Source organism: Streptomyces sp. NPDC048288, from assembly GCF_043201555.1.
Lineage (GTDB): Bacteria > Actinomycetota > Actinomycetes > Streptomycetales > Streptomycetaceae > Streptomyces.
In genome coordinates, this window is record NZ_JBICZD010000004.1 from 340,082 (window position 1) to 366,001 (window position 25,920).

23 protein-coding genes are annotated in these 25,920 nt (G+C 72.2%); 15 read left to right on the forward strand and 8 right to left on the reverse strand.

What is annotated here, in order from left to right:
• Window positions 1–37: 37 nt before the first annotated feature.
• Complete coding sequence (gene rhaI, locus ACGFZS_RS16965) at window positions 38–1,198, reverse strand: L-rhamnose isomerase (protein ID WP_393795720.1); 1,161 nt, start codon at window positions 1,196–1,198, stop codon at window positions 38–40.
• Window positions 1,199–1,453: 255 nt separating this feature from the next.
• Here rhaI and ACGFZS_RS16970 point away from each other — a divergent pair, with 255 nt between their 5' ends.
• From ACGFZS_RS16970 to ACGFZS_RS17005, 8 genes are all read left to right on the forward strand, one after another.
• The gene (locus ACGFZS_RS16970) at window positions 1,454–2,971 is read left to right on the forward strand and encodes a sugar ABC transporter ATP-binding protein (RefSeq protein ID WP_393795721.1); all 1,518 of its coding nucleotides are present in this window, start codon (window positions 1,454–1,456) and stop codon (window positions 2,969–2,971) included.
• Window positions 2,968–4,041: an ABC transporter permease gene (locus ACGFZS_RS16975; RefSeq protein WP_393795722.1), complete on the forward strand. Its 1,074-nt coding sequence runs from the start codon at window positions 2,968–2,970 to the stop codon at window positions 4,039–4,041. Before ACGFZS_RS16970 ends, ACGFZS_RS16975 begins: the two co-directional genes overlap by 4 nt.
• On the forward strand, window positions 4,034–5,011 hold the full coding sequence (locus tag ACGFZS_RS16980) for an ABC transporter permease (RefSeq protein ID WP_365694924.1): 978 nt from the start codon (window positions 4,034–4,036) through the stop codon (window positions 5,009–5,011). Before ACGFZS_RS16975 ends, ACGFZS_RS16980 begins: the two co-directional genes overlap by 8 nt.
• 90 nt (window positions 5,012–5,101) lie before the next feature.
• On the forward strand, window positions 5,102–6,184 hold the full coding sequence (gene rhaS / locus ACGFZS_RS16985) for a rhamnose ABC transporter substrate-binding protein (protein ID WP_393795723.1): 1,083 nt from the start codon (window positions 5,102–5,104) through the stop codon (window positions 6,182–6,184).
• A gap of 32 nt (window positions 6,185–6,216) precedes the next feature.
• Window positions 6,217–6,537, forward strand: coding sequence for an L-rhamnose mutarotase (locus ACGFZS_RS16990; RefSeq protein ID WP_393534637.1), 321 nt, complete (start codon window positions 6,217–6,219; stop codon window positions 6,535–6,537).
• A 29-nt stretch (window positions 6,538–6,566) separates the two neighbouring features.
• Window positions 6,567–7,991, forward strand: a complete 1,425-nt coding sequence (locus ACGFZS_RS16995; protein WP_393795724.1) for a BNR repeat-containing protein — start codon at window positions 6,567–6,569, stop codon at window positions 7,989–7,991.
• A 100-nt stretch (window positions 7,992–8,091) separates the two neighbouring features.
• Window positions 8,092–9,117 (forward strand): LacI family DNA-binding transcriptional regulator, encoded by a 1,026-nt coding sequence (locus ACGFZS_RS17000; protein ID WP_393795725.1) that lies wholly within the window; start codon window positions 8,092–8,094, stop codon window positions 9,115–9,117.
• A 97-nt stretch (window positions 9,118–9,214) separates the two neighbouring features.
• Window positions 9,215–10,516, forward strand: coding sequence for an alpha/beta fold hydrolase (locus tag ACGFZS_RS17005; protein WP_393795726.1), 1,302 nt, complete (start codon window positions 9,215–9,217; stop codon window positions 10,514–10,516).
• Between the two features lie 28 nt (window positions 10,517–10,544).
• Here the strand turns inward: ACGFZS_RS17005 and ACGFZS_RS17010 are convergent, their stop codons facing one another.
• Entirely contained in the window at window positions 10,545–10,736 is a 192-nt protein-coding gene (locus ACGFZS_RS17010) for a DUF5999 family protein (protein ID WP_355709291.1), read from the reverse strand.
• Window positions 10,737–10,846: 110 nt separating this feature from the next.
• Between ACGFZS_RS17010 and ACGFZS_RS17015 the strand changes: the two genes are divergently transcribed.
• Window positions 10,847–11,197 (forward strand): hypothetical protein, encoded by a 351-nt coding sequence (locus ACGFZS_RS17015; RefSeq protein WP_393795727.1) that lies wholly within the window; start codon window positions 10,847–10,849, stop codon window positions 11,195–11,197.
• On the opposite strand, the gene ACGFZS_RS17020 is transcribed toward ACGFZS_RS17015, so the two are convergent.
• Window positions 11,191–12,273: an aldo/keto reductase gene (locus ACGFZS_RS17020; protein WP_393795728.1), complete on the reverse strand. Its 1,083-nt coding sequence runs from the start codon at window positions 12,271–12,273 to the stop codon at window positions 11,191–11,193. The two genes, ACGFZS_RS17015 and ACGFZS_RS17020, sit on opposite strands and share 7 nt — an antisense overlap.
• A 159-nt stretch (window positions 12,274–12,432) precedes the next feature.
• Here ACGFZS_RS17020 and ACGFZS_RS17025 point away from each other — a divergent pair, with 159 nt between their 5' ends.
• Window positions 12,433–13,350 carry an AraC family transcriptional regulator N-terminal domain-containing protein gene (locus ACGFZS_RS17025; RefSeq protein ID WP_393658730.1) on the forward strand — a complete coding sequence of 306 codons (918 nt, stop codon included), beginning with the start codon at window positions 12,433–12,435 and terminating at the stop codon, window positions 13,348–13,350.
• Between the two features lie 9 nt (window positions 13,351–13,359).
• Window positions 13,360–14,193 carry a pentapeptide repeat-containing protein gene (locus ACGFZS_RS17030; RefSeq protein ID WP_393795729.1) on the forward strand — a complete coding sequence of 278 codons (834 nt, stop codon included), beginning with the start codon at window positions 13,360–13,362 and terminating at the stop codon, window positions 14,191–14,193.
• On the opposite strand, the gene ACGFZS_RS17035 is transcribed toward ACGFZS_RS17030, so the two are convergent.
• The gene (locus tag ACGFZS_RS17035; RefSeq protein WP_393795730.1) at window positions 14,152–15,690 is read right to left on the reverse strand and encodes a cytochrome P450; all 1,539 of its coding nucleotides are present in this window, start codon (window positions 15,688–15,690) and stop codon (window positions 14,152–14,154) included. The two genes, ACGFZS_RS17030 and ACGFZS_RS17035, sit on opposite strands and share 42 nt — an antisense overlap.
• A gap of 108 nt (window positions 15,691–15,798) precedes the next feature.
• Between ACGFZS_RS17035 and ACGFZS_RS17040 the strand changes: the two genes are divergently transcribed.
• Window positions 15,799–16,404: a TetR/AcrR family transcriptional regulator gene (locus ACGFZS_RS17040; RefSeq protein WP_393795731.1), complete on the forward strand. Its 606-nt coding sequence runs from the start codon at window positions 15,799–15,801 to the stop codon at window positions 16,402–16,404.
• Between the two features lie 106 nt (window positions 16,405–16,510).
• Window positions 16,511–17,242, forward strand: coding sequence for a DUF2470 domain-containing protein (locus ACGFZS_RS17045; RefSeq protein WP_393658739.1), 732 nt, complete (start codon window positions 16,511–16,513; stop codon window positions 17,240–17,242).
• On the opposite strand, the gene ACGFZS_RS17050 is transcribed toward ACGFZS_RS17045, so the two are convergent.
• The 3 genes from ACGFZS_RS17050 to ACGFZS_RS17060 form a co-directional block, all read right to left on the reverse strand.
• Window positions 17,210–18,412, reverse strand: coding sequence for a lactonase family protein (locus ACGFZS_RS17050; protein ID WP_393795732.1), 1,203 nt, complete (start codon window positions 18,410–18,412; stop codon window positions 17,210–17,212). The two genes, ACGFZS_RS17045 and ACGFZS_RS17050, sit on opposite strands and share 33 nt — an antisense overlap.
• 107 nt (window positions 18,413–18,519) lie before the next feature.
• The gene (locus ACGFZS_RS17055) at window positions 18,520–19,587 is read right to left on the reverse strand and encodes a hypothetical protein (RefSeq protein WP_393795733.1); all 1,068 of its coding nucleotides are present in this window, start codon (window positions 19,585–19,587) and stop codon (window positions 18,520–18,522) included.
• A 23-nt stretch (window positions 19,588–19,610) separates the two neighbouring features.
• Window positions 19,611–20,867 (reverse strand): aromatic acid exporter family protein, encoded by a 1,257-nt coding sequence (locus ACGFZS_RS17060; protein WP_393795734.1) that lies wholly within the window; start codon window positions 20,865–20,867, stop codon window positions 19,611–19,613.
• Window positions 20,868–21,062: 195 nt separating this feature from the next.
• On the opposite strand from ACGFZS_RS17060, the gene ACGFZS_RS17065 reads away from it, so the two are divergent.
• The gene (locus ACGFZS_RS17065; protein ID WP_393795735.1) at window positions 21,063–21,983 is read left to right on the forward strand and encodes a DUF3626 domain-containing protein; all 921 of its coding nucleotides are present in this window, start codon (window positions 21,063–21,065) and stop codon (window positions 21,981–21,983) included.
• Here ACGFZS_RS17065 and ACGFZS_RS17070 read toward each other — a convergent pair.
• Window positions 21,929–22,558 carry a PAS domain-containing protein gene (locus ACGFZS_RS17070; protein ID WP_393795736.1) on the reverse strand — a complete coding sequence of 210 codons (630 nt, stop codon included), beginning with the start codon at window positions 22,556–22,558 and terminating at the stop codon, window positions 21,929–21,931. The genes ACGFZS_RS17065 and ACGFZS_RS17070 overlap by 55 nt on opposite strands.
• A gap of 190 nt (window positions 22,559–22,748) precedes the next feature.
• Here ACGFZS_RS17070 and ACGFZS_RS17075 point away from each other — a divergent pair, with 190 nt between their 5' ends.
• A complete protein-coding gene (locus ACGFZS_RS17075; RefSeq protein WP_393795737.1) occupies window positions 22,749–25,913 on the forward strand; it encodes a bifunctional cytochrome P450/NADPH--P450 reductase in 3,165 nt (1,054 codons plus the stop codon).
• The last annotated feature ends 7 nt before the right edge of the window (window positions 25,914–25,920 follow it).

Here is a 25,920-nt window from a genome sequence, read left to right on the forward strand (position 1 = left end):
GCCCGCACTCCGCGACGAGACAGCTCAACGCAGACGCTTACGCACCCCACCCCGCCTGCTGCCCTCCCACCCGCTCAGCGACGATCTTCTCGGCCCACCCGCTCCGCGCATACGCAGCAAGCGGCTCCGCATCCAACCCCATCTCCTCCCGAACCTCCCGCAGCAACGGCCGCACATCCGTGTCGTACGCATCCATCAGGACGGCGTTGGCGGCGAGCACATCCCCCGCGACCTGCGCCGCCCCCAGCGCCACCCGGTCCACCAGCAACGCCTTCGCCGTGGCCTCCTGCACATTCATCACCGACCGGATGATCGCCGGGATCTTCGCCTCGATGTTGTGGCACTGGTCGAGCATGAAGGCCACCTCGGCCGTGAGCCCGCCCCCGCGCACCACCTCGCACATGATCCGGAACAGCTGGAACGGATCCGCGGCGCCGACCATGAGGTCGTCGTCCGCGTAGAACCGCGAGTTGAAGTCGAACCCGCCGAGCTTCCCCTCCCGCAGCAGCGTGGCGACGATGAACTCGATGTTGGTGCCCGGCGCGTGGTGGCCCGTGTCGACCACGACCTGGGCCTGCGGCCCCAGCTTCAGACAGTGGGCGTAGGCCGTCCCCCAGTCCGGCACGTCCGTCGTATAGAAGGACGGCTCGAAGAGCTTGTACTCCAGCAGCATCCGCTGCCCCTCGCCCAGCCGCGCGTACACCTCGGCCAGCCCCTCGGCCAGCCGGTCCTGGCGCCCCCGGATGTCGTCCTGCCCCGGATAGTTGGTGCCGTCCGCGAACCACAGCTTCAGGTCGCGCGACCCCGTCGCGTCCATGATGTCGACGCATTCCAGCAGATGGTCGACGGCCTTGCGGCGCACCGCCGCGTCCGGGTGGCAGATGCTGCCCAGCTTGTAGTCGTCGTCCTGGAAGGTGTTGGAGTTGATCGCCCCCAGCTTCAGCCCGCGCTCCTCGGCGTGCTTGGCCAGGTCGGCGTAGTCGTCTGTCTTGTCCCAGGGGATGTGCAGAGCGACCGTCGGCGCGACCCCGGTCACCGCGTGGACCTGCGCCGCGTCGTCGAGCTTCTCCTTCGGCGTGCGCGGCACGCCCTGCTGGGCGAACACCTTGAAACGGGTCCCCGAGTTTCCGTACGCCCACGACGGCGTCTCGACGGCCTGGGTCTTCAGCGCGGCCTTCACCGCGGCGAGGTCGGTCACTTAGGGGCTCCTGAGGTGAATGATGAAACGATTCAGAACGGCAAAGTACGAGTGCCTCGCAGGGGTGTCAAGCTCTCCGACCAACCCCGTTTTCCGTGACTCCGCCGTGACCTTCGGCTATCGAAATTTTTTCGACACGGACCCATTGACGTGACATGCCCGTGGTGCCTACGGTCCCGGCAATCCAGTTGAAACCTTTCACGACGCCGTGGAGCCGGGTGCGTACCGTCTCGCCGGAGTCGTCGAGGAGCCCTCATGACCCACCCGTCCGACACGGGACCGGCCCCGGTGCTGGCGCTGAAGGACGTCTCCAAGTCCTTCGGGGCCGTCCGCGCCCTGCGGGACGTCTCCCTGGAGCTGTTCCCCGGCGAGGTGCACGCCCTCGCCGGGGAGAACGGCGCGGGCAAGTCGACGCTGATCAAGACCCTCGCCGGAGTGCACCGGCCGGACGCCGGCCGGGTGCTGCTCGACGGCGAACCCGTCGTCTTCCACGGCCCCGGCGACGCCCGCGACGCCGGAATCGCCGTGATCTACCAGGAACCCACGCTCTTCCCCGACCTCTCGATCGCCGAGAACATCTTCATGGGCCGCCAGCCCCGGCGGGCGCTGGGCCGGATCGACCACAAGGCCACCCGCGCGGCCACCGCCGCCCTGATGAAGCGGCTCGGCGTCGCCCTCGACCCCGACCGCCCCGCCCGCGGCCTGTCCATCGCCGACCAGCAGATCGTCGAGATCGCCAAGGCGCTCTCCTTCGACGCCCGGGTCCTGATCATGGACGAGCCCACGGCCGCCCTCACCGGCAGCGAGGTCGCCCGTCTCTTCGGCGTCGTGCGCACCCTGCGCGACCAGGGCGCTGCCGTGCTGTTCATCTCGCACCGGCTGGAGGAGATCTTCCAGATCTGCCGGCGCGTCACCACCCTCCGGGACGGCGCCTGGATCGCCAGCGAACCCGTCGACGGCATGACCGAGGACGACCTGGTACGCCGGATGGTCGGCCGGGACCTCGACGAGCTGTACCCCAAGCAGGACGTCAGCGCCGGCGAAGTCGCCCTGAGCGTACGGCGGCTGACCCGGGAGGGCGTCTTCACCGACGTCTCCTTCGAGGTGCGCTCCGGCGAGATCGTCGGCCTCGCCGGACTGGTCGGCGCCGGCCGCACCGAGGTCGCCCGGGCCGTGTTCGGCGTCGACCGCTGGGACGCGGGCGAAGTCGAGGTCAGGGGACGGAAGCTGACCAACGGCGCGCCCTCCGTCGCGATGAACGCGGGCCTCGCCCTCGTCCCCGAGGACCGGCGCGCCCAGGGCCTGGTGATGGACATGTCCATCGAGCGGAACATCGGCCTGACCGGACTGCGTACGACCGTGAAGGCGGGCCTCGTCGACCGGGGCGCCGAACGCAGCCGCTCCCTCGACTGGGCCGTCCGGCTCCAGGTGAAGTACGCCCGGATCGCCGACGCCGTCTCCACCCTCTCCGGGGGCAACCAGCAGAAGGTCGTCCTCGCCAAATGGCTGGCGACCGGACCGAAGGTGCTGATCGTCGACGAGCCGACCCGGGGCATCGACGTCGGTACCAAGGCCGAAGTGCACCGCCTGCTCGGCGAGTTGGCCGCCGACGGGGTCGCGGTCCTGATGATCTCCTCCGACCTGCCCGAGATCCTCGGCATGGCCGACCGCGTGCTGGTGATGCACGAGGGCCGGATCACCGCCGAGATCCCGCGCTCCGACGCCACCGAGGAAACCGTGATGGCCGCAGCCACGGGGAGGGCCGCCGCATGACGGTGACCACCTCCGAACCGACCCCCGTCGCCGAGGTGCCCGAGTCCAGCGGGACCCGGCTCGTCGACCGTGTCTTCAAGATGCGCGAACTCGCCATCCTGGTCGTCTTCCTGGTGATGATCGCCGTCACCCAGGCCGGCAACAGCGAGTTCCTCTCCGAGCAGGGCATCAAGGACCTGCTGCTCAACGCGACCATCCTGGTGCTGGTCGCCACCGGCCAGTCCCTGGTGGTGATCACCAGGAACGTCGACCTGTCCGTCGGCTCCACCCTCGGCATCACCGCCTTCGCCGCCGGCGACTATCTGCACGGCGGCGGCAACCCGGTGGTCGCGATCGTCCTGGCCGTCCTCCTCGGCATCGGCTGCGGACTGCTCAACGGCCTGCTGGTCAGCCTCGGTCAGGTGCCCGCGCTGGTGGTCACCCTCGGCACGCTGTACATCATCCGGGGCGTCGACTCCATCTGGGTCGGCTCCCGGCAGATCACGGCGGCCGATCTCCCCGGCTCCTTCGTCGACTTCGGCTCCGGCGGACTGACGGCGGTCCCCTGGCTGGCACTGATCGCCCTCGCGGTCCTGGTCGCCACCGCCTACTACCTCAAACACTTCGGCAGCGGACGGGAGTTGTACGCGCTCGGCTCCAACCCCGAGGCCGCCCGGCTGGCCGGCATCCCGGTCCGCAAGCGGATCCTCACCGCGTACACCTTCTGCGGCGCCCTCGCGGGACTCGCCGGCGCCATGTACCTGGCCCGGTTCGGGAACGTCGACTCGGGCACCGGCAACGGCTACGAACTCACCGTCGTGAGCGCCGTGGTGGTCGGCGGCGTGGTCTTCACGGGCGGCTCCGGCAGCGTGTACGGCGCCGCGCTGGGCGCGCTGCTGCTGACCTCCGTCAACAGCGTGCTGCCCGCCCTCGGGGTCAGCTCCGTGTGGGTCCTCGCCATCAACGGCTTCCTGCTGCTGCTCGCCATCGCCGTCGACCGGGTCGTCGCGCTGCGGGTGGCGGCCGCGCTGAAGAAGAAGTCGGCCCTCAAGCGGACTGCCGTCAGCAAGGAGAACGCGAACCATGCCTGAGTCCTTGACCCGTGCGGTCCGCTGGGACACCGTCGTCGGCGCCCTGCTGGTGATCCTGCTGCTGGTGTCGTTCGGCTCCGTGGACGGCTTCGGGAACTCCCTCAACCTGTCCTTCCTGATCGGCAACACCCTTCCGATCGCGTTGATCGCGCTGCCGATGACCCTGCTGGTCGTCGCGGGGGAGATCGACCTGTCGGTCGCCTCGACCGCCGGGCTCTCGGGTGCGGTCATGGGCAAGCTCTGGAACGAGGGCATGGCCATCGAGACGATCATCCCGCTGTGCCTGCTCCTCGGGGTCGTCTGCGGGCTGGTCAACGGCCTGCTGGTGACCCGGCTGGGGCTGCCGTCGCTCGCCGTCACCATCGGCACGCTGGCGGCCTACCGGGGCATCGCGCAGATCGTGCTCGGCTCGGACGCGGTGACCGACTTCCCGGCGCAGTACCTGAACTTCGCGGCCGGGCGGCTCGGCGACACGTTTCTGCCGCGGGCCTTCCTGCCGTTCCTCGTGCTGCTGGCGATCGCCGTGGTGGTGCTGCACGCCACGCCGTTCGGGCGGTCGCTGTTCGCGGTGGGGGCGAGTGAGGAGGCGGCGCGGTTCGCGGGGATCCGCGTCAAGCGCAACAAGCTGATCCTCTTCGTCGCCACGGGGTTCATGGCCTCGCTGACCGGAGTCTTCTGGGCCCTGCACTACGCGAGTGCGCGGTACGACAACGCGACCGGGCTCGAACTGAGCGTGGTGGCCGCCGTGTTGCTCGGGGGGATCGACTTCGACGGGGGCAGGGGGACGCTCGGCGGGGCGATCGCGGGGGTGTTCCTGCTGGGGGCGCTGCAGAACGTGATGAGTCTGCTGAATGTGTCCGCGCAGTCGCAGATCGTCGTCACCGGTGTGTTGCTTGTCGTCTCGGTGCTGGGGCCTCGGGTTGCCCGTCAGGTCTCGTTGGCTCGGCAGAGGGCTGCGAAGGCCGTCTGAATGCGGCGGGCCGTGTGTGGCTGGTCGCGCAGTTCCCCGCGCCCCCGAGAAGGGGCGCTTCCACAGCCGTTACTCAAAAAGGAACCCGTCATGCGTAAGTCGTCCCTCCGGCGTGCCTCGATCGCCCTCGCCGTGGTCTCCGCTCTCTCGCTCGCCGCCACCGCCTGCGGCGGAACCACCAAGAACAACTCCAACAGCGACGAGTCGTCGGCGGCCACCTCGACCGCCAAGGCCGACCCGAACGCGGCCCTGAAGAAGGGTCTGACCGTCGGGTTCCTGCCCAAGCAGGTCAACAACCCGTACTTCACCTCCGCGGACAAGGGTGGCGAGAAGGCGCTCACCGAGCTGGGCAGCAAGTACAAGGAGGTCGGGCCGTCCAGCGCGACGGACACGTCGGGGCAGGTGTCGTACGTCAACACGCTCACCCAGCAGCAGGTGAACGCGATGGCCGTGTCCGCGCAGGACCCGGGGGCGCTGTGCACCGCGCTGAAGCAGGCCATGAGCAGCGGGATCAAGGTCGTCACCTACGACTCCGACACCAACGCCGGCTGCCGCAACGCCTTCGTCTCGCAGGCCAGCGCCGAGGACCTGGGCCGTACCGAGGTGCAGCTGCTCGCCGAGCAGATCGGGTACAAGGGCGAGATCGCGATCCTGAGCGCCGCGCAGACCGCGACGAACCAGAACACCTGGATCGGCTTCATGAAGGACGAGCTGAAGGACCCGAAGTACAAGAACGTCAAGCTGGTCAAGATCGCGTATGGCAATGACGACGCCCAGCAGTCCTTCCAGCAGACCCAGGGCCTGCTCCAGCAGTACCCGAACCTGAAGGGGATCATCTCCCCGACCACGGTGGGCATCAAGGCCGCCGCCCAGTACCTGTCGGGGTCGAAGTACAAGGGCAAGGTCAAGCTGACCGGTCTGGGCACGCCGAACGACATGCGCCAGTACGTGAAGAACGGCACCGTCGACGCCTTCGAGCTGTGGGACCCGGCCAAGCTCGGCGACCTCGCCGCCCGCACCGCCGTCGCGCTGGTCTCCGGGCAGATCACCGGCAAGGAGGGCGAGACCTTCAAGGCCGGCGACACGACGTACACCATCGGCAAGGACGGCGTGATCAACCTCGGCAAGCCGACCGTGTTCGACGCGAAGAACATCGACCAGTTCAACTTCTAGAGCATTCGACTTCCGGAAGGAGAGCGGTACTCATGCAGCGCGTCTGTTTCCTCCTCAAGGTCCGGCAGGACCGCCTCGCCGAGTACCGCGAACGCCACGCCGCCGTGTGGCCGGAGATGCGCGAAGCGCTCTCCGCCACCGGCTGGCACAACTACTCACTCTTCCTGCGCGACGACGGCCTGTTGGTGGGTTATCTGGAGACCGAGGACTTCGAGGCCGCCCTCGCCGGCATGGAGGCCACCGACGTCAACGCCCGCTGGCAGGCCGAGATGGGCCCCTTCTTCGAATCCCTCGACGGCGCCCGTCCCGACGAGGCGATGAAACCGCTCACCGAAGTGTTCCACCTCGCCTGACGCACCCCCGTCCCCCTCAGGAGCCGCTCGTGAAAAGACGTACCGTGCTCGGCGCCGCCCTCCTCGGAGCCGTGGCCACCCCCGCCCTCGCCGCCGGCACCGCCCGCGCGGCCGACCCCGGACCGTCGGTGAACAAGCAGCAGAGCACCCAACTCGACGCCCAGGCGATCTTCTTCGTCTCCTACGACGGCCTGGTCAACAACAACTCGTTCCAGAAGAACGGCCTGTTCACGTACAAGGGCTACCAGTACGCCGGCTGGTACACCTCGACCGGCTACGCGGTGATCGGGCGCCGGGTGCTCGGCGGGTCGACGTGGTCCACCGTCACCCTCTCCCACCAGCTCAAGTCCAGCGACTCGCACAACGTCATCTCGATGGGCGTCTCGAAGGTCGACGGCCGGCTCCACCTCAACATGGACTCCCACAGCGACGGCTTCTTCTACGTGAAGTCGGTCGCCGGGCTGCTGGACAGCCCCGCCTCCACCGCCTGGACCTCGGCCGTCTTCGGCGCCGTACAGACCTCCCTCGACGGGGTGTCGCTCACCTCGCAGTTCACCTACCCGCAGTTCGTCTCCACACCCGAGGGGAAGCTCCAGCTCAGCTACCGGGTGGGGATCTCCGGCAACGGCCGCAACGCCCTCGCGGAGTACGACGGTTCGAGCTGGACCGCGCTGGGGGAGTGGACCAGCTCGACGGGGACGTACACCAGCTCGCACGGTTCCAGCACGGCCCGGAACATGTATCTGCACGGCATCGACTACGACGTCAACGGGCGGCTGCACGCCTTCTTCACCTGGCGCGAGCAGTCGGCCGCCGTCATGTGCAACAGCGGGGGCATCACCAACCACGACACCGGCTATGTCTACTCCACCGACCGCGGCCGCACCTGGCTGAGCGACGCCGGCGCCCTGGTCGCCACCACCGGCACCTCGGACACCGTCGCCGTCACCGACTCCGGACTGGTCGTCGACTCGCTCAACCCCGACCACTCCCTGATGAACCAGGAGAGCCAGTGGACCGACTCCACCGGCCTCCCGCACGCGATCATCAGCTATGTCCCCGGCCGCTTCGGCCAGTGCACCACGAACTACGTCAGCGACCGCACCGCCAACGGCCGCGCCTTCCACGTCCGCAAGAACTCCTCCGGCACCTGGCAGAAGACCGAGATCCCCGTCGTACTGAACTCCAGCCAGCGCACCAAGCTGGTCCTGGACAAGTACGACAACGCCTACGCGGTCTTCCCCTACGGCCGCATCGCCGGCGCGTCGAAGTCCTCCGGGTACACCGACTGGGCGCTGCTCTACGACGGCAGCGACCTGAACGCCTTCGGCGAGGTCGTGATCGACGAGATGCGGGTGAAGGCGGACAACGTGCTGTCGTTCCTGTACCAGGAGACGTCGAGCGGTACGACGCCCTCCGCGCTCCATGTCGTCGACTTCGCGCTGCCCGGCTGACCCGCCCTGGTGTGCGAGTCATGCCGTAATGTGAAGCCCTTCCCGGTGTGCCCTTCCGTGCGCTGAAGGCGCCGCCCATGTTCCCTGGAGGTCTCGCCCGATGGCCCAGTCGGTGGGTATCAAGGACGTCGCCCGTGCCGCCGGAGTCTCGGTCGGCACGGTCTCCAACGTCATCAACCGCCCGGACACCGTCGCGGGCGAGACCCGGGCGCGGGTGCAGTCGGCGATCGACCGGCTCGGCTACGTCCGCAGCGAGTCCGCGCGCCAGCTGCGCGCGGGCCGCAGCCGGATCATGGGCCTGCTCGTCCTCGACATGGGCAACCCCTTCTTCGTGGACGTGGCCCGGGGCGCCGAGCGGGCGGCGCGGGACGCCGGGCTCGGCGTGATGGTCTGCAACAGCGCGCAGAACGCCGGCGAGGAGGCCGAGTACCTCTCGCTCTTCGCCGAGCAGCGGGTGCGCGGCGTGCTGCTCACCCCGGCCGACGCCACCGGCCGCAACATCGAGACCTTCCGCCGGCACGGCATCCCCTTCGTGCTGGTCGACCGGGTCGCGGAGGGCACCACCGAGTGCTCGGTCAGCGTCGACGACGTGGCGGGCGGGGCGCTGGCCGTGCGCCACCTCGTCGACGCGGGCCACCGGTCGATCGCGTACGTCAGCGGGCCGCCGGGACTCAACCAGGTCCGGGACCGCCGTACCGGCGCGCTGAACGCGCTCGCCGAGGCGGGCCTCGGCCCCGACGCGCTGCGCGAGCTGCCCACCGAGCGGCTCGACGTGGCCGCGGGCCGGGACGCGGGCGCCCGCCTGCTCGGCCTCGCCGACCGGCCCACTGCCGTCTTCTGCGCCAACGACCTGCTCGCCCTCGGCGTCCTGCAGGCCATGTACGCGGCCGGGGTGGTCGTCCCGGACGACCTCGCGATCGTCGGCTACGACGACATCGAGTTCGCCGCCGCGGCCGCCGTCCCCCTCACCTCCGTACGCCAGCCCGCCGTCACCATGGGCGCCATGGCCGCCGACCTCCTCCTTGAGGAGACCGAGGACCGCGAGGGGAAGGCCGCGCACGAGCACCGCCGGGTGGTGCTCCAGCCGGAACTGGTGGTGCGCCGCTCCAGCCTCGCCGCCCGCTGATCGGAGATTCAGTAACGATTTCTTGATCCCGGGCGCGACCGGGCCCCTGACGTGTGCTGAACTGGGTCGCGACCGTCCGTCCGTACCGGGAGAACCGTTGAGCCTCAGCTACCGCCAGCCCGGCGTCGTCCTCACCGACCGCCACTTCACCGTCCCCCTGGACCACGCCGACCCCGGCGGCGAGACCATCGAGCTGTACGCCCGGGAGGCGGTCGCGAGCGACAAGGCGGACCAGGAGCTGCCCTGGCTGCTGTATCTGCAGGGCGGGCCCGGCTTCGGGGCGAATCGTTTCGTCGGACGGCAGGCCTGGCTCGACCGGGCCCTGCGGGAGTACCGCGTCCTCCTCCTCGACCAGCGCGGCACCGGCCGCTCCACCCCGGTCAACCGGCAGACCCTCCCGCTGCGCGGCGGCCCGGCCGCCCAGGCCGCGTACCTGGCCCTCTTCCGCTCCGACTCGATCGTCCGGGACTGCGAGGCGATCCGCCCCCGGCTCACCGGCGGCGCCCCCTGGACCACCCTCGGCCAGAGCTTCGGCGGCTTCTGCACGGTGACATACCTGTCCTTCTTCCCCGAGGGCCTCAAGACCTCCGTGATCACCGGCGGCCTGCCCTCCCTGGACGGCCACGCCGACGACGTCTACCGCGCCGCCTACCCGCGCATCGAGCGCAAGGTCGCCGCGCACTACGACCGCTATCCGATGGACGTCGAGCGGGTCCGCCGGATCGCCGAGCACCTCCTCGACCGCGAGGTGCTCCTCCCCGGCGGCTACCGGCTCACCGTCGAGGCCTTCCAGTCCCTCGGCCTGATGCTGGGCACGGCCGACGGCAGCCACCGCCTGCACTTCCTCCTGGAGGACGCCTTCGTCCGCACCCCGGCCGGGCCCGAACTCTCCGACGCCTTCCAGGAACAGGTCCAGGGCCTGCTGTCGTACGCGAGCAACCCGCTCTACGCCCTGATCCACGAGCCCATCTACGGCCAGGGCACCCGCCCCACCGCCTGGGCGGCCGAGCGGGTGCGCGCCGAGTTCCCGCAGTTCGACGCGGCCAAGGCGCTCGCGGGCGACACCCCGGTGCTGTTCACCGGCGAGACCGTCCACCCCTGGGTCTTCGACACCGACCCCGCCCTGCGCCCCCTGCGCGAGGCCGCCGACCTGCTCGCCGCCCGCACCGACTGGCAGCCGCTGTACGACCCGGCCCGCCTCGCCGCCAACGAGGTCCCGGTCGCCGCCGCCGTCTACCACGACGACATGTACGTCGACACCGCCCACTCGCTGCGCACCGCCCGCGCCATCCGGGGCCTGCGCACCTGGGTCACCGACGAGTTCGAGCACGACGGACTCCGCGTCGGCGCGCCGAGGGTCCTCGACCGACTGCTGGCGCTCGCCCGCGACGAGGCGTAAGCGGCCGCCAGGCGCGGTGAAAGGGCGGTCAGACGGCGGCGGCCGAGGGCCGGTGCGGGCTCACGGTGCGGCCGTCGGGCAGGAGTTCACCGGTGTCGTCGAACACGATCGTGCCGTCGCACAGCAGGCTCCATCCCTGTTCGGGATGGGCCGAGACGATGACGGCTGTGTGGTTGTCGGGGCGGTCGGCGCCGGGGCACGGGGGCTGATGCCTGCACATGGTCCGTCTCCTGTCCTACGGGCTCCTGCCTCTGTGGTAGCCGAACTTGTTTTCCGTTGGATGAGGGGACCCCCACAGGGCCGGAAACTCGGCGGTGAGTTTCCGGCCCTGTGGGGGTCTCCGCGACGGAGATCCTCGCCCCGGAGGTGACGGTCTGGATCGACGGCGGGGGCGCCCGGCAGGCGGCCGGGCTGCGTCCGTTCCACGGCCGGGAGAGGGCCACCCGCATGCTGGCCGGCTACGCCCCCCGGCGCACCGGGGACATGGACGTCCACTACCGCCGGGTCAACGGGGACGACGCGGCCGTGCTGTTCGCGGACGGCGCCCCGTACGCGGTGATGGTCATGGACCTCACCCCGGACGGCGACCGGGTCCGCGGCGTCTACGCCGTCACCCACCCGGCCAAGCTCACCCACGTACGGGCCGACGAGGAGGACCCCGAACAGGCCCCGGCTCAGTAGCGGGCCGTGCTCGCCAGCAGCGGCGGATACACCGCGCTCGGCACCCCGTCGACGGTGGCCCCCGCGTACTTCAGCATCGCGCCGACCCGGCGGTTCAGGTCGTACGGGAAGTTGAGGGCGGGGGCCGACACCTCGTCCAGCAGTGCCGTCTGTTCGGGCGTCAGGCGTACGCCGAGGGCGGCCACGTTGGCCTCCAGGTGGGCGAGGGTGCGCGGGCCGATGAGGGTGGAGGTGACGCCGGGCCGGTTCTGGACCCAGGACAGGGCCACGGCGGCCGGGCTCGCGCCGGCCTCCTCGGCGACGCCGGCGAGCGCCTCGATCACGGTGAACTGCTCGGCCGTGGGCTGTCCGAGAACCGCCGACCGCTTCGCGTCCGCCGGCGCGGTCCGCCCCTGGCGGTACTTCCCGGACAGGAAGCCGTTCTTGAGCGGGCTCCAGGGCAGCAGACCCATCCCCGCGTCCTCGGCGAGCGGGATCAGCTCACCCTCGATGGTCCGTTCCAGCAGCGAGTACTCCATCTGCAGCGCGGTCACCGGCGTCCAGCCGCGCAGCAGGGCCATGGTGTGCGCCTTGGCGGTGAACCAGGCCGGGGTGTCGGAGAAGCCGACGTACCGGATCTTGCCGGCCGTCACCAGGTCGTCCAGGGTGCGCAGGGTCTCCTCGACGGGCGTGGCCCAGTCGTGGTTGTGCAGCCAGTACAGGTCGATGTGGTCGGTGCGCAGCCGGCGCAGCGAGTCCTCCAGCTGGCCGAGGATCGCCTTGCGGCCCGCGCCGCCGCCGTTGGGGTCGCCGGGGTGCAGGTTGCCGAAGAACTTGGTGGCCAGCACCAGCCGGTCGCGGAGGCCGGGGCGGGCGGCGAGGAAGTCGCCGAGGATCGCCTCCGAGTGGCCGTTGGTGTAGAAGTTCGCGGTGTCGACGAAGTTGCCGCCGAGGTCGAGATAGGCCTGGAGGATCTTCTCCGACTCCTCGACCGAGCAGCCGAAGCCGCCGTCCTCGCCGAAGTTCATCGCGCCGAGGGAGAAGGGGCTGACCTTGAGTCCGGACCGGCCGAGACCGACGTACGAGTCGAGTGCCATGGAATGCTCCGTGGAAGATGCGTGGGGAATCCGTCTCTTCGAGCAAACCAGCCTGAGCTGCGGGAACGTTAGGGCGATCGCGCCGCACGCTTGCACGATCCTGTCGATGTGCGCGGGGAGGGTGTTGCGGTCGGTCCCCGGCCGGCGTTTGAATCGGACGTGTCCCTCGACGAACTGCGCACCTTGATCGACCGGCACGCCCCGCGCGGCGCCGACGTCGTCCCCGCGATCGACGGCCTCATGCTGACCCGCGCCGAGCGGCCCACCGGACCCCGCTCCGGCATCACCGACCCCGTCTTCGCGCTGCCCGCCCAGGGCGCGAAACGGCTGACGCTCGGCGGCCGGATCTACGACTACGAAGCCGGCCAGTACCTCGTCGTCTCGGTCGATCTGCCGGTCTCCGGGCACTGCACCCGGGCCACCCCCGAGGAGCCCTTCCTGGGGTTCGGGCTGCGCCTGCGGCCCGCCCGGCTGGCCGCGCTGCTCCTGGAGTCCGGCATCGACCCGCAGGCCGGCGCCGCCCGCCGCCGTACGGACGACCTGCCCGCGCTCGCGGTCGGCGAGGCCGGCGCCGACCTGGTGGACGCCGTGGTCCGGATGGTCCGGCTGCTCGACCGGCCCGCCGACATCCCGGTCCTCGCCCCGATGATCGAGCGGGAGATCCTGTGGCGGCTGGTCACCGGCGCGCAGGGGCCGCTGGTACGGCAGATCGGGCTCGCCGACAGCCGCCTCACCCAGATCAGCCGGGCGATCCGCTTCATCCGCGACCACTACACCGAGCCGCTGCGCGTCGAGGACCTGGCCCGGCTCACGGGCATGAGCGCGTCCCCGTTCCACCGGCACTTCCGGGCGGTCACCGCGCTGACCCCGATCCAGTACCAGAAGCACATCCGCCTCCAGGAGGCCCGGCTGCGGCTGATGAGCAGCACCGACGACGTGGCCGACGTCGGCTACGCGGTCGGCTACGACAGCGCCTCCCAGTTCAGCCGCGAGTACCGGCGGCAGTTCGGCCGGCCACCGGGCGCGGACGCGGTCCGGCTCAGAAATGCGGACGAGGAAGTCCTCGCAGCTCAGTAGGGTGGACGGATGCCAGAACAGATATCCGGACGGGCCCGGCTGCGCGGGGACTGCGCCCGCTGCTTCGGCCTGTGCTGTGTCGCCCTGCCGTTCACCGCCTCGGCCGACTTCGCGGTCAGCAAGCCCGCCGGGCAGCCCTGCCGGAACCTCGGCGGCGACCACCGCTGCGGCATCCACACCGAGCTGCGGCAGCGGGGGTTCAATGGCTGCACGGTCTACGACTGCTTCGGCGCCGGGCAGCAGGTCTCCCAGGTGACCTTCGGCGGCCGGGACTGGCGGTCCGGGTCCGGGGAGGACGCCCGCCGGATGTTCGACGTCTTCCCGGTCGTCCGGCAGCTGCACGAACTGCTCTGGTACCTGACGGAGGCCCTGGCCCTGCCCGCCGCCCGCCCCGTCCACGCCGAGCTGAGGACGCTGCTGGAGACGACGGAGGAACTGACCCGGCGGACGCCCGGGGAACTCGTCGCCGTGGACGTGGCCGCCCACCGGCAGACGGTCAACGTGCTGCTGCTGCGGAGCAGCGAGCTGGCCCGGGCGGGGGTGCGCGGCCGGAAGAAGGACCGCAGGGGCGCGGATCTGATGGGTGCCCGGCTGCGCGGCGCCGACCTGCGGGGCGCGAGCCTGCGCGGGGCCTTGCTGATCGCCGCCGACCTCACCGGCGCCGACCTGCGGGGCGCGGACCTGATCGGCGCCGACCTGCGGGACGCCGACCTCACCGACGCGGACCTCACGGGCGCCCTCTTCCTCACCCAGCCGCAGGTCGACGCGGCCCGGGGCGGCGCCGGCACCCGGCTGCCGGCGTCAGTCACCCACCCCGTGCACTGGGCAGCCGCCGCCCTCTGAGACGGGCGTGTCCGGCACGGTCACCGGCGCCGGGGCGGAGCTGCGCCGGTCCAGCCGCAGCCGCAGGTTCTCCGGCATGATCGTCAGCCGCTCGGTGACCCGAAGGCGGTAGTCCGGGTCGGCCCCGAAGTCGTAGCGGCGCAGCAGCAGGCCCAGCACCAGGGTGGCCTCGTGCAGGGCGAACTGGCGGCCGATGCAGGCCCGGGCGCCCGTGCCGAACGGCTTGAAGGTGTGCGGGGCCCGGCCGCGCGCGGCCTTCGCCTCGAACCGGTCCGGGTCGAAGCTCTCGGCGTCCGGGCCCCACACCTCGGGGTCCCGGTGCAGCATCGGCGTCAGGACCAGCGCCCAGCCGCCCCGGCGCATCGGATACTCCCCGCCCAGCACGGTGTCCTCGACCGCCTCGCGGGCGAAGGCCGGGGCGGTGGGCCACAGCCGGAGCGACTCGTCGAGGACCCGGCGTACATACCGCAGTTTGGCCACCTGCTCGTAGCCCGGCGCGGGTGCGTCGCCCCAGACACGGTCCACCTCTGCGGCGGCCCGGGCGGCGATCTCCGGGTGCCGGGAGAGGAAGTGCAGGGCGAAGGAGAGCGCGCCCGAGGTGGTCTCGTGGCCGGCCACCAGGAAGGTGATCACCTGCCGCCGTACGTTCTCGGCGGAGAGCCGCTCCCCGGTCTCCGGGTGGGCCGTCTCCAGCATCCGGTCGAGCAGGTCGCCCTCCCCGCGGCCGGTCCGGCGCCGCTCGGCGACCAGGTCGTCGACCGTCCGGTTGATGTAGTCGATGTCGGCCGTGTTGCGCCGGGACGCCTGCCGCAGCATCAGCGGCGCCAGCGGCGAGGGCACGCTGTTGAGGCGCTGCGCGTAGGTGAGGGTGCCGATCATCGCGGTCACGAAGGGATGCGGCCGGTCCCGCTCGAACGACCCGAAGTCGTGCCCGAAGCCGGTCCGGGCGATCGTCTCCAGGGTCAGCTTGGTCATGTCCCCGGGCACGTCCACCCAGCGGCCGGCCGCCTGCTCCCGGTCCCAGTGGTCGGTCAGCCGCCCGGCCACCGACAGCATCATCGCGTGGTAGCCCTCCATGGCCTCCCGGCTGAAACCGGGGGCCAGGACATCGTGCGCCAGCTGCCAGTTCGGCTCGTGGTTGTACGCGGTGAACAGGCCGTCCCCGGCGATCGGGCGGAGATTGGCGACCCCGAGGCCCACGTGCTTGGCGAACCGCGACTCGTCGGCCATGTCGGCGGCCAGCGCGGCACCGCACACGAACACGAACTCGTTGCCGAACGCCTTGCGCCGGAAGATCGGGCCCAGCTCCCCGGCGAGGCGCATCGAGTCCTGCAGCGGGGTGCGCGGGTTGACGCCCAGGATGTCGCCGAGCAGCGGCAGCCGGCGCGGCGGGTGCGGGATGCGGCGCAGTTCCGGCCAGCCCTGTTCGGCGCCCCGGAACCCCTTCGGCAGCGGGCCCTGCGGCCCCGTCCCCGGCTGCGTGACCGTCTCCGCCATGACGCGATCTCCCTCGATGCTGCGGCAGGTTGAGCTAGTTGTACGTGGGTTCAATAAGCGGCTTCAGTCTCGACCTGTTGTTGAACCCGCGTCAAGTAAAGTGCGGACATGGTCGCGAACCAGGGTGAGCGCAGCCGCCGCAGACTCAGCACGGCGGAACGCCGCGAGCAGCTCCTCTCGGTCGGGGCCAGGCTCTTCTCCGAGAGCCCTTACGACGACGTGTGGATCGAGCAGGTCGCCGAGATCGCCGGTGTCTCCCGGGGCCTGCTGTACCACTATTTTCCGACCAAACGGGATTTCTTCGCGGCGGTCGTGGAGCGGGAGAGTGAGCGGATGCTGCGGATGACCGCGTCCGGGCCCGGCGTGCCCGCCCGTGAGCAGCTCACCGCGGGTCTCGACGTCTACCTCGACTACGTCCACACCCATGCCCACGGCTTCCGGGCCTTCCATCGCGCCGAGGCCTCCGGCGACCAGGCCGTGCGCCGCGTCTACCGGCGGGCCCAGACGGCCCAGGAACGCCAGATCCTCGCCTCCCTGGCCGCCGACCCCGAGTTCGGGCCGGCTCTCGAAGGGCGTCCCGACGCCCGGCTCGCGGTGCGCGGCTGGCTGGCCTTCACCACGCAGGTCTGCCTGGAGTGGCTGCGCACCGAGGAGCTGACGCGGGAACAGGTGCGGGACCTGTGCGAGCGGGCGCTGCTGGGCGTCATCTCCTGACGACGCGGAAGTCACAGCGGTTCTTCACGTCCGTGGCGCGCTCCGCGCTTGGCGTGCTCCCCGATCTTCGCTAAGTTAGGTGAGGCTTACCTAAGGAGGTTTCGGGATGGGTGACGAACAGGCGGCCTGGGCGGCCGGACCCGGCGCGGCCGAACAGGCCCGGTCGCTGCTGGCCACCGCGTGGTCGTGCTTGGTGACCGCGGACGGCGGACGCGAGGAGTTCGTCGGCGCGCACGCCGTCGCCGACGACGGCCGGGTGCTGCTGCATGTGCCCGAGGACAGCGCGCTGCTCGCGGCCGCGATCTGCGCCCCGCGCGGCGAGCCGTCCGCGGTCCTCGAGTTCGCCGACGTCGCGCCCGTACCGGTGCGGGGCCGGATCCGGGCCCGGCTCTGGATGGCCGGCTGGTTCGTCCTCGCCGACGGGCATCTCGTCTTCCACCCCACCCGCGTGGTGCTGCGCCGGCCCTCCGGGGCGGTCGTGGTCGACCTGGACGAGTTCACCGCCGCGCACCCCGACCCGCTGGCCGGCGCCGAGGCCAAACTGCTCACCCACCTCGCCGACGCCCACCCGGACGCGGTCGAGCGCCTCACCCGGCTCGTCGAACCGGAGAGCCTGCACGCCGCGACCCGCGTCCAGCCCCTCGCCGTGGACCGGCACGGACTGACCCTGCGCATCGAACGCACCCGGGCCCACGGCGACGTCCGGCTCGCCTTCCACGCGCCCGCCGACGACGTCGCCGAACTCACCGAGCGCATGCACGTCCTGCTGGCCCAGGCCAGCGCCGCCGCCTCCTGCCCGCGGACGCTACAGCGGCAGCGCGCAGACGGCGACCGGTGACGCGAACGGCTCGCCCGCGAGCCGGAGTTCACCGGTGCGCGGGTCGACGCTGAAGACACTCACGGTGCCGGACCGCTGATTGGCGGCGAACAGCAGCCCGCCGTCGGGGGAGAACGCGATCTGCCGGGGGAAGTCCCCCTGCACCGGCACCGTGTCCAGCAGCCGCAGCCGGGCCCCGTCGGCCTCGACCGCGTATCTGGCAAGGGTGTTGTCGCCCCGGTTGGCCAGATAGGCGTAGGCGCCGTTCGCGGTGACCAGGATCTGCGCCGGGTAGTTGGTGGTGCCCGGCGCGCTGCCGGTGGACTGCGGCGCGCCGATCGTGAGACGGCCGGAGGCCGGGTCGTACGCGCACACCGAGACCGTGTCGTCCACCTCGTCGGCCAGGTAGGCGTACCGCCCGCCCGGATGGAAGGTCAGGTGGCGCGGGCCCGCCCCCGGCTTCGTGTGCGCCTGGGAGACCTCGGTGAGCGTGCCCTTCGTCAGGTCGAGGCGGTAGCTGTAGACGGTGTCCGTGCCCAGGTCGACGGCGAGGACATGGCCGCCGTCCGGGCTGGTGACGAACTGGTGGGCGTGCGGGCCCTGTTGGCCGGGCCCGGGGGCCGGACTGGAGTGCGTGACCAGGGCCGTGCGCTCCCCGAGGGCACCCGTGGCGTCGATCGGATGGACGGCCACGCTGCCCGAGGCGTAGTTGGCGCTCAGCAGCCAGCGGCCGGTGGGGTGCACCGAGAGGTGGCAGGGCCCTGCCCCGCCGGTGCTCCGGCTGCCCAGGATCCTCCGGTCCGCCAGGCGTACGGCGGTCACGCTCCCGGCGGTGTGCTCGTTCACCGCGTAGAGCGTGCGGCCGTCCGGGTGGACGGCGAGATACGACGGGTCGGAGACGCCGGTGAGCGTGCCGGTCCCGGTGATCTCCCCGGTCGCCGGGTCATAGGTGGCCAGGCCGATGCCGGTGCCGCCGCCGTCCACGGAGGTGTAGGTGCCGAGGCAGAGCGGACGGGGGCGGGCGGGCGACTTCGCCGACGGGGTACTGGTGACCGCCGACGCCTCGGCGCGGGCCTCCTCGGGCGGAGCCGCCGGTGCCGGGACCGCCACCACCGCGGCGGCGCCCGCCATCACGCCGACGAACCGGCGCCTGCTCCAGCCGCCGCCCGTCACTTCCGTACCGCTGTCCATGCCCGCACCTCAGGTCGTCGGTCACCTCGGTCGTGACAGCAACCTTGGCGTGGAATCACGGTCGAAAGCAAGAAGGGCAACGGCTGTTGCATTCCCTGCAACGACGATCACCAGTCGCCGTCCTCCACCGGCTTGCCCGGCGCGTCCTTGAGGGGGAGGACCTGCCCCTGCGACGGCTGCTGCCAGGGCTCCAGGTCGTCGCCCAGCCAGTCGCCGACCGGCTTGACCGCCTCCAGGGCGTCCGTGGGCGCCAGGTCCCGGGCGTCCTCGTCGTAGTAGTCGTACCAGGGCAGACCCGCGCGGGTGTACGCCGCCCGGTCCACCGGCGACGGCGGGGGCGCCTCGCCCGTGATGCGGCGCCACTCCGGGGGCGTGACCAGGTGCACGAAGACCCGGCCCGCCGGGGTCTCGGCCCAGTCCCGCGACGGCCGGTCGTCCTGGTAGACCTCCTGGCGCATCGAGCCGCCGACCCCGAGGCCCATCCCGGCCGACCGGGACCGCGGGGCCGCGCCGGGTGCGGGTGCGGGTGCGGGTGCGCCGGGCGCGGGTGCGGCGGGTGCCGCGGACATCATCGGCAGGGCCGCGCCGTAGCCGCCGAGCGGTCCCGGCGCGGGCGTCCGCTCCTGCCGCAGCCGCTCCTGGCGCCGCCACGCGGCCAGCGGCTCCGCCTTGAGCGCGAAGGACTGCAACTGCACCCCGCCCCACACCTCCGCACCGGTGACCTGCCCCTCCACGGTCGCGCCCAGCCCGAGCGGGACCGCCACGAACTGGCGGACCGTGCCCTTCCCGGAGTTGATGCCGTCCAGCCAGGGCTGCCGGGGCAGGACCAGGTAGTTCTGGGGTTTCCGGGACAGCCGGTCGCTCCACGGCTCGCCGGACACCGCGCACACCTTTCCGACGCCGACCTGGAGCGCGGCCGGTTCCGACGTGCCCGCGAAGCTCAGCCACATCGCCTCGCGCAGATACACCGGCAGCATCACCCCGCCCCGCGCCAGCCACTCGGCCGGGGCGGTGCCGGGGTAGTCGCCCACCCGCCGGACCGGGAACTCCCCGAGCCCCGGCGGCAGCGGATGCGTGCCCGTCTCCGGCAGCCGCAGCGTGCGCACGAACCGCACCGCCACCCCGCCGGGCAGCCGCAGTGTGTTCCCGTCGATCCGTACCGCCGTGTCGGTCATCGGCGTGCCCCCTTCCGCGTCCTTCACAGAGAACGCCCCGGGCCGCCGCCCCGGTTCCGCCGCAGCCGCTCCGGTACGCCCACCCGCTCCCGCAGCCAGGTCAGCCACGGCGGCCGCTTGGCGCGCTGCTCGGCGGAGACCCGGTCCAGCTCCTCCAGCAGCCGGCGGGTGCGGTGCTCGGTGTCCAGCTCGTCCAGCAGCCGGTTGACCTCGGTCAGCACGGCGCCGAGCAGCTGCCAGTTCCGGTCGTCCCGGCGGACGTCGTCCCGGAGCAGCTCGGCGAGCTTGTCGCGGGTGCCGGCCGCGCTGTGCAGCTCGGCGGTGAGCCGGGCCTCGGCCGACTCGGCGCTCTCGCTGATGCTGGTGGTCACCAGCACCGCGAAGCTGACCACGGCGTCGGCGATCTGGGACAGCAGCCGCTCCACGGCCGCCCCCGCGTCCGAGGCGAACAGGGGTTCGGGTTCGCGGGCCTTGGCCAGGTCGGTGAAGGTACGGGCCAGCACCCGCAGCACGACCGTGCAGATCTCCAGCGTGTCCAGGCCGGTGCGCAGCACCACCCGGTGCAGCAGGCCCTCCCTGACCCGCGGATTGAGCCGCAGGCTGTCCTCGGCCTGCCGCAGCGCCGCGTCCACCTCCACGATGGCGTGGTCCAGCCGGCGCGCCTCGTGCAGCCGCTCGGCCGCCTGCTGCCACGGCGTGAGCCCCGCCGCCTCCTCGCCCATCCGCAGCATCAACTGCCGCAGCCGGCGCGCCAGGCCCTCGATCGACTCCCCGGCCTCGTCCACCCACACCGGCGGCGGGAGCAGCAGATTGCAGCCCATCCCGACGACCGCGCCGATCAGGGTCTCCACGATCCGCGCCCACGCCGTACTGCTGATCGTGGTGACCCCGAGCACCAGCATGGCGCTGATCGCCACCTCGGGGATGTACTCGTCGACGCGGACCAGATGCCCCACCGCCAGCGAGGCCACGATCAGCAGCGCCAGACTCCACCAGGTCAGCCCCACCAGCTGGCTGAACGCGATGGCGACCAGCACACCGGCCACCACCGAGTTGACCCGGCGGAAGCCGTTGGTCAGCGTGGCGTACAGGGTCACCTGCACCACCAGCAGCGCGGTCAGCGGGGCGGTGAGCGGGGCCGGTTCCGGGCTCAGATGGAGCGCGACGACATAGGCGATCGTGGCCGCGGTGGCCGACCGCAGCGTCTGGACGACCACCGGGTCCCGATGGCGCCGCAGCAGTCGCCGCAGCGCCTCGCCCCACTTCCGTACGTCTTGCATCCCTTGGCCTGTTCCCACTCGTGTGTCACGTCGAACGTATTGTCCACAGATCACTCACGCGCGCTAGTGGCTGGACGACCAGAGGTGATTACGGACGGTTTCCGCGGCCCGCCCGGCGGTGAAACGGCCGCGACGGGTCCGGCCGTGATCGGTTAGGGTCGGCCGACAGCGGACCGGCCGCAGGGGGAGGAGCCCATGGGGGAGGATCCGGGACACCCGGGCATCGGGACGGCACGGGCCGCGGCGGCGCTGCGGCATGTGGCCGCGCTGTCCTCGGGACCGCCCCTCGACCCCGGTCTGCGGGTCACCCTGAACTTCCACCCCGACCGGCTCTCGGCCGGCCTGCCGATCCTGCGGGCGATGGCCCGGGACGGCGTCTACCATTCGCAGTTCGTCACCGGCACCAGCAACGGCGGGCTCACCGCCCACCCCGGCGGCGACCGCCGGCGCTGGGAGAGCCGGATCTTCGGCGGGACCTACGACGACGCCCGCCCCGCCGAGCGACCGGTGTACGGCGCGCTGAACTTCCGCCGCCAAGTGGTCGGCGCCGCCCCGCGGTTCGGCTCCTCGCACCTGCGGCTGACCGGCCCGGCCCTGGACCGGGCCACCTTCTGCTACCCCGACAGCGCGGCCGAGCCGACGGACTTCGGCGTCGCCGCCGGAACGCATCTGCTCGCCCTGGCCGAGGCCGACGAGCAGGACGCCCTCAACGACTACATCGAGACCCAGGTGCACGGCGGGGTCCGGCTCGACCGGGACGTGGAGGCCCTCGTCCTGGACGCCGGTTACCGCTCCACCCCGGTGGCGACCGCCGCCCGCCTGCTGCCCTTCCCGGTGGAATGGCACCCCGGCTACCGGCTCACCGTCGCCGCCCTGCGCCGGCACGCCGACTACCGGGGCCCCGAGTACGCCGAACTCGGCGCCCTGATCGCCGAGAAGGGCGTGATCGACCCCCGGATCATCGGCGACGCGGCCCGCACCGGCCGCTACACGATCCAGGACCTCAAGATGGTCTGGCACACCCTCGCCCGCTTCGGCGCCCCGGAAGGCGCAGGCACCGCCTACTCCGTCGGGGCGGGCGGCCAGACACCCGGCCTGAGCACGCCCAAGGCATAGGCGCGGGCGACCAGTTCGGTGCGGTTCGCCGCGTCCCAGCGGGCCGACAGCCGACGCAGATGGTAGGTCACGCCGTCGCCGGTCAGGCCCAGCTCACGGGCGGCCTGCGCGGTCGAGGCACCCCCGGCCAGCAGCGCCAGCACCCGCCCCTCGACCGGGGTGACCCGGGCGGGCTCCGCCTCGGGCGCCGCGCGCTCGCCCGCCACCCGCAACATCACCAGCAGCGACGGCGTCTCACCCACCGCCTCGCTCACCGGGTCCGCCGTCAGCTCCCCGTACCGCTCGACCCCGCCGGGCGCCCGCCACCGCACCGACACCTGGTAGCGCGAGCGGTGCCGCAGCCGCAGCGCCTCGGCGATCCGCTCCACCTGGGCCTCCTCCTGCGGGCGGAACAGCTCCAGCACGTCCCGGCCGCGCAGCCGGCCCGGCGGTGTCCCGCACTCGGCGGCCATCGCGGGGTTGGCGAGCACCACCACGCCGTACACGTCGCACACCGCGACCGGCACCGCTACCCGGTCGAACAGCGTCAGGGCACGGTTGCGCCACACCACCCCGTCGAGCCCGCCCGTCGCCATGCCCACATCGGCTCCCTTCTCCCTCATCCAAGGCGAGCCACCAGGTCAGAGGCAACTCCACCGGTGGGGCGCAAGACCCGGCGGGCACTTTCGACTGCACGATCGTGTAGTGCGGGCGCGCCGGGCCGCGCCCTCCGAGGACCACGCTGGAACGCAGGACTTCCGTACCGCGAAAGGCAGTTGCCGCGCCATGCCCCCCACCGCGCCGTACCCCGTCACCGCACCCGCCCTGCCCGGCGTCCCCGTCGCCGACATCACCGCCACCGGCCCCGGCCGCACCCCGATCCAGCAGGTCATGGACCTGATGCGGGAGCACGGGCCGGTCCTGGTACGACGGCTGCACGGACGGGACACCCTGTTCGTCGCCGACGCCGACCTGGTCGCCGACCTCGCCGACGAGCAGCGGTTCGCCAAGCACGTCGGACCCGCCCTGGAGAACGTCCGCGCCTTCGCCGCCGACGGGCTGTTCACCGCCTACAACGACGAACCCAACTGGGCCAAGGCGCACGACATCCTCATGCCCGCCTTCGCGCTCGGCTCGATGCACACCTACCACCCGGTGATGCTCAAGGTCGCCCGCCGGCTGATCGACTCCTGGGACCGGGCCGCCCGCGACGGACGCCCGGTCGACGTCCCGGACGACATGACCCGGATGACCCTAGACACCATCGGCCTGGCCGGCTTCGACTACGACTTCGGCTCCTTCGAGCGCGCCGAACCCCACCCCTTCGTCGAGTCCATGGTCCGCTGCCTGGAGTGGAGCATGACCCGGCCGGCCCGCAGGCCCGGCGCCGACCACACGGCCGCCGACGCGGCCTTCCGCGCCGACGCCGACCACCTCGCCCAGGTCGTCGACGACGTCATCGCCTCCCGCGCCGGCACCGACCAGAGCGCGGCCCGGGACCTCCTCGGCCTGATGCTCTCCGCCCGCCACCCCGACGACGGCACCACCCTGGACCCGGCCAACATCCGCAACCAGGTCATCACCTTCCTCATCGCGGGCCACGAGACCACCTCCGGCGCGATGTCCTTCGCCCTGTACTACCTGGCCAAGCACCCCACCGCGCTCCAGCTGGTGCGGCGCGAGGTGGACGCCCTGTGGGGCGACACGCCCGACCCGGAGCCGACGTACGACGAGGTCGGCCGGCTCACCTACACCCGGCAGGTGCTCAACGAGGCGCTGCGGCTGTGGCCGACCGCGGCCGCCTTCGGCCGGCACGCCCTCGACGACACCCTGCTCGGCGGCCGGATCCCGCTCAGGGCCGGTCAGTCCGTCACCGTGCTCGCGCCGATGCTGCACCGTCAGCCCGTCTGGGGCGACAACCCCGAGCTGTTCGACCCCTCCCGGTTCACCCCGGAGGCCGAGGCGGCCCGCCCGGTGCACGCCTTCAAGCCCTTCGGTACCGGCGAACGCGCCTGCATCGGACGGCAGTTCGCGCTGCACGAGGCGACCATGCTGCTGGCCATGCTGGTCCACCGCTACCGGCCGCACGACCACGCGGAGTACACGCTCACGGTCAAGGAGACCCTCACCCTCAAGCCCGAGGGCTTCACCCTGACCCTCACCCCGCGCACCCCCGCCGACCGCGCACACCGGCCCCTGCCGGGTGCCGCGCCGACGGTCACCGCGGACCCGCGCGAGACGGCCGCCCTCCCCGCCCGCGTCCGCACCGGCACCGGCGCCCTCCTGCTGCACGGCAGCACCTACGGCACCTGCCGCGGCTTCGCCACCCAACTCGCCGACGAGGCCGCCGAGATCGGCTGTGCCACCGAGGTCGCGGCCCTGGACGCGTACGCCACCGGTCTCCCCACCGACCGGCCCGTCGTCATCACCGCCGCCTCCTACAACGGCCGCCCCACCGACGACGCCACCGCCTTCGCCGCCTGGCTCGACGGCGGCCCCGACCTGACCGGCGTGACCTACGCCGTGCTCGGCGTCGGCGACCGCAACTGGGCCGCCACCTACCAGCACTTCCCGACCCGCGTCGACGCCCGCCTCGCCGAACTCGGCGCCACCCGCCTCACCGACCGGGCCGCCGCCGACGCCTCCGGCGACCTGACCGGCACGGTCCGCGCCTTCACCGCCCGGCTGCGCACCGCCCTGCTGGAGCGGTACGGCGACCCCGACGCCACCCCCTCGGCGGGGCCGGAGCCCGCCACCGCCTACGAGGTCCGCACCCTGACCGGCGGCCACCTCGACGCCCTCGCCGACCGCCACGGGCTCGTCCCCATGACGGTCACCGAGGCGTACGACCTCACTTCCCCGGGACATCCGCGCACCAAGCGTTTCCTGCGCCTCGCCCTGCCCGAGGGCGTGCGCTACCGCACCGCCGACCACCTGACCGTGCTCCCCGCCAACGCCCCGGAACTCGTCGCCCGCACGGCCGCCGCCCTCGGCGTCGACCCCGACACCGTCCTGGACATCCGCGCCACCCGCCCGCGCCGCGACGGCCTCGCCGTCGACCGCCCGCTGACCGTACGCCGGCTCCTCACGCACCACGTCGAGCTGCAGGAACGCCCGAGCGCCCAGCAGCTGTCCCTCCTCGCCGAGGCCAACCCCTGCCCGCCCGAGCAGGCCGCCCTCGCCGCCCTCGCCGCTGCGGGCGACGACCCGCGCACCCTCGTCGAGATCATCGAGGACCACCCGGCACTGCGCGGCGCCCTCGACTGGCCCCGCCTCCTGGAGCTCCTGACCCCGCTGAGGCCCCGCCACTACTCGATCTCCTCGTCCCCGGCCGCCGCCCCCCGCCACGCCGACCTGATGATCTCCCTCCTGGAGACCCCCGCCCGCTCCGGCAAGGGCACCTACCGCGGCACCGGCTCCGGCCATCTCACCGCCCTGCGCCCCGGCGACACGCTGTACGCCCGCGTCCAGCCGTGCCGGGAGGCGTTCCGCGTCGACGCCGGCGCACCGGTCATCATGATCGCCGCAGGCACCGGCCTGGCCCCCTTCCGGGGCGCGATCGCCGACCGCACGGCCGCCCTCGCCGCGGGCGCCGAACTCCCGCCCGCCCTCTGCTACTTCGGCTGCGACGCGCCCGACGCCGACTTCCTGCACGCCGAGGAGCTGCGCAGGGCGGAGGCCACCGGCGCGGTGTCGATCCGCCCCGCCTTCAGCACGGCCGGCACCTTCGTCCAGCACCGCGTCGCGGCCGAGTCCGACGAGGTCTGGACCCTGCTGGCGGCAGGCGCCCGGGTGTACGTCTGCGGCGACGGCAGCCGGATGGCACCGGGGGTGCGGGAGGCGTTCCGTACGATGTTCCGGGACCGCACGCCGGGAGGAAACGCCGACGAATGGCTGAACTCCCTGGTGGCGGACGGCCGTTTCGTAGAGGATGTGTACGCGTCATCCTGATTGACGC

Coding starts and splice junctions, on each gene's coding strand:
- ACGFZS_RS17040 (WP_393795731.1), top strand. CDS start 15,799: ATGGTCGCGAACCAGGGTGAGCGCAGCCGCCGCAGACTCAGCACGGCG.
- ACGFZS_RS16970 (WP_393795721.1), top strand. CDS start 1,454: ATGACCCACCCGTCCGACACGGGACCGGCCCCGGTGCTGGCGCTGAAG.
- ACGFZS_RS16975 (WP_393795722.1), top strand. CDS start 2,968: ATGACGGTGACCACCTCCGAACCGACCCCCGTCGCCGAGGTGCCCGAG.
- ACGFZS_RS17065 (WP_393795735.1), top strand. CDS start 21,063: ATGGGGGAGGATCCGGGACACCCGGGCATCGGGACGGCACGGGCCGCG.
- ACGFZS_RS17030 (WP_393795729.1), top strand. CDS start 13,360: ATGCCAGAACAGATATCCGGACGGGCCCGGCTGCGCGGGGACTGCGCC.
- ACGFZS_RS16990 (WP_393534637.1), top strand. CDS start 6,217: ATGCAGCGCGTCTGTTTCCTCCTCAAGGTCCGGCAGGACCGCCTCGCC.
- ACGFZS_RS17000 (WP_393795725.1), top strand. CDS start 8,092: ATGGCCCAGTCGGTGGGTATCAAGGACGTCGCCCGTGCCGCCGGAGTC.
- ACGFZS_RS16980 (WP_365694924.1), top strand. CDS start 4,034: ATGCCTGAGTCCTTGACCCGTGCGGTCCGCTGGGACACCGTCGTCGGC.
- ACGFZS_RS17020 (WP_393795728.1), bottom strand. CDS start 12,273: ATGGCACTCGACTCGTACGTCGGTCTCGGCCGGTCCGGACTCAAGGTC.
- ACGFZS_RS17070 (WP_393795736.1), bottom strand. CDS start 22,558: ATGGCGACGGGCGGGCTCGACGGGGTGGTGTGGCGCAACCGTGCCCTG.
- ACGFZS_RS17055 (WP_393795733.1), bottom strand. CDS start 19,587: ATGACCGACACGGCGGTACGGATCGACGGGAACACACTGCGGCTGCCC.
- ACGFZS_RS17060 (WP_393795734.1), bottom strand. CDS start 20,867: ATGCAAGACGTACGGAAGTGGGGCGAGGCGCTGCGGCGACTGCTGCGG.
- ACGFZS_RS17075 (WP_393795737.1), top strand. CDS start 22,749: ATGCCCCCCACCGCGCCGTACCCCGTCACCGCACCCGCCCTGCCCGGC.
- ACGFZS_RS17050 (WP_393795732.1), bottom strand. CDS start 18,412: ATGGACAGCGGTACGGAAGTGACGGGCGGCGGCTGGAGCAGGCGCCGG.
- ACGFZS_RS17010 (WP_355709291.1), bottom strand. CDS start 10,736: ATGTGCAGGCATCAGCCCCCGTGCCCCGGCGCCGACCGCCCCGACAAC.
- rhaS (WP_393795723.1), top strand. CDS start 5,102: ATGCGTAAGTCGTCCCTCCGGCGTGCCTCGATCGCCCTCGCCGTGGTC.
- ACGFZS_RS17045 (WP_393658739.1), top strand. CDS start 16,511: ATGGGTGACGAACAGGCGGCCTGGGCGGCCGGACCCGGCGCGGCCGAA.
- ACGFZS_RS17035 (WP_393795730.1), bottom strand. CDS start 15,690: ATGGCGGAGACGGTCACGCAGCCGGGGACGGGGCCGCAGGGCCCGCTG.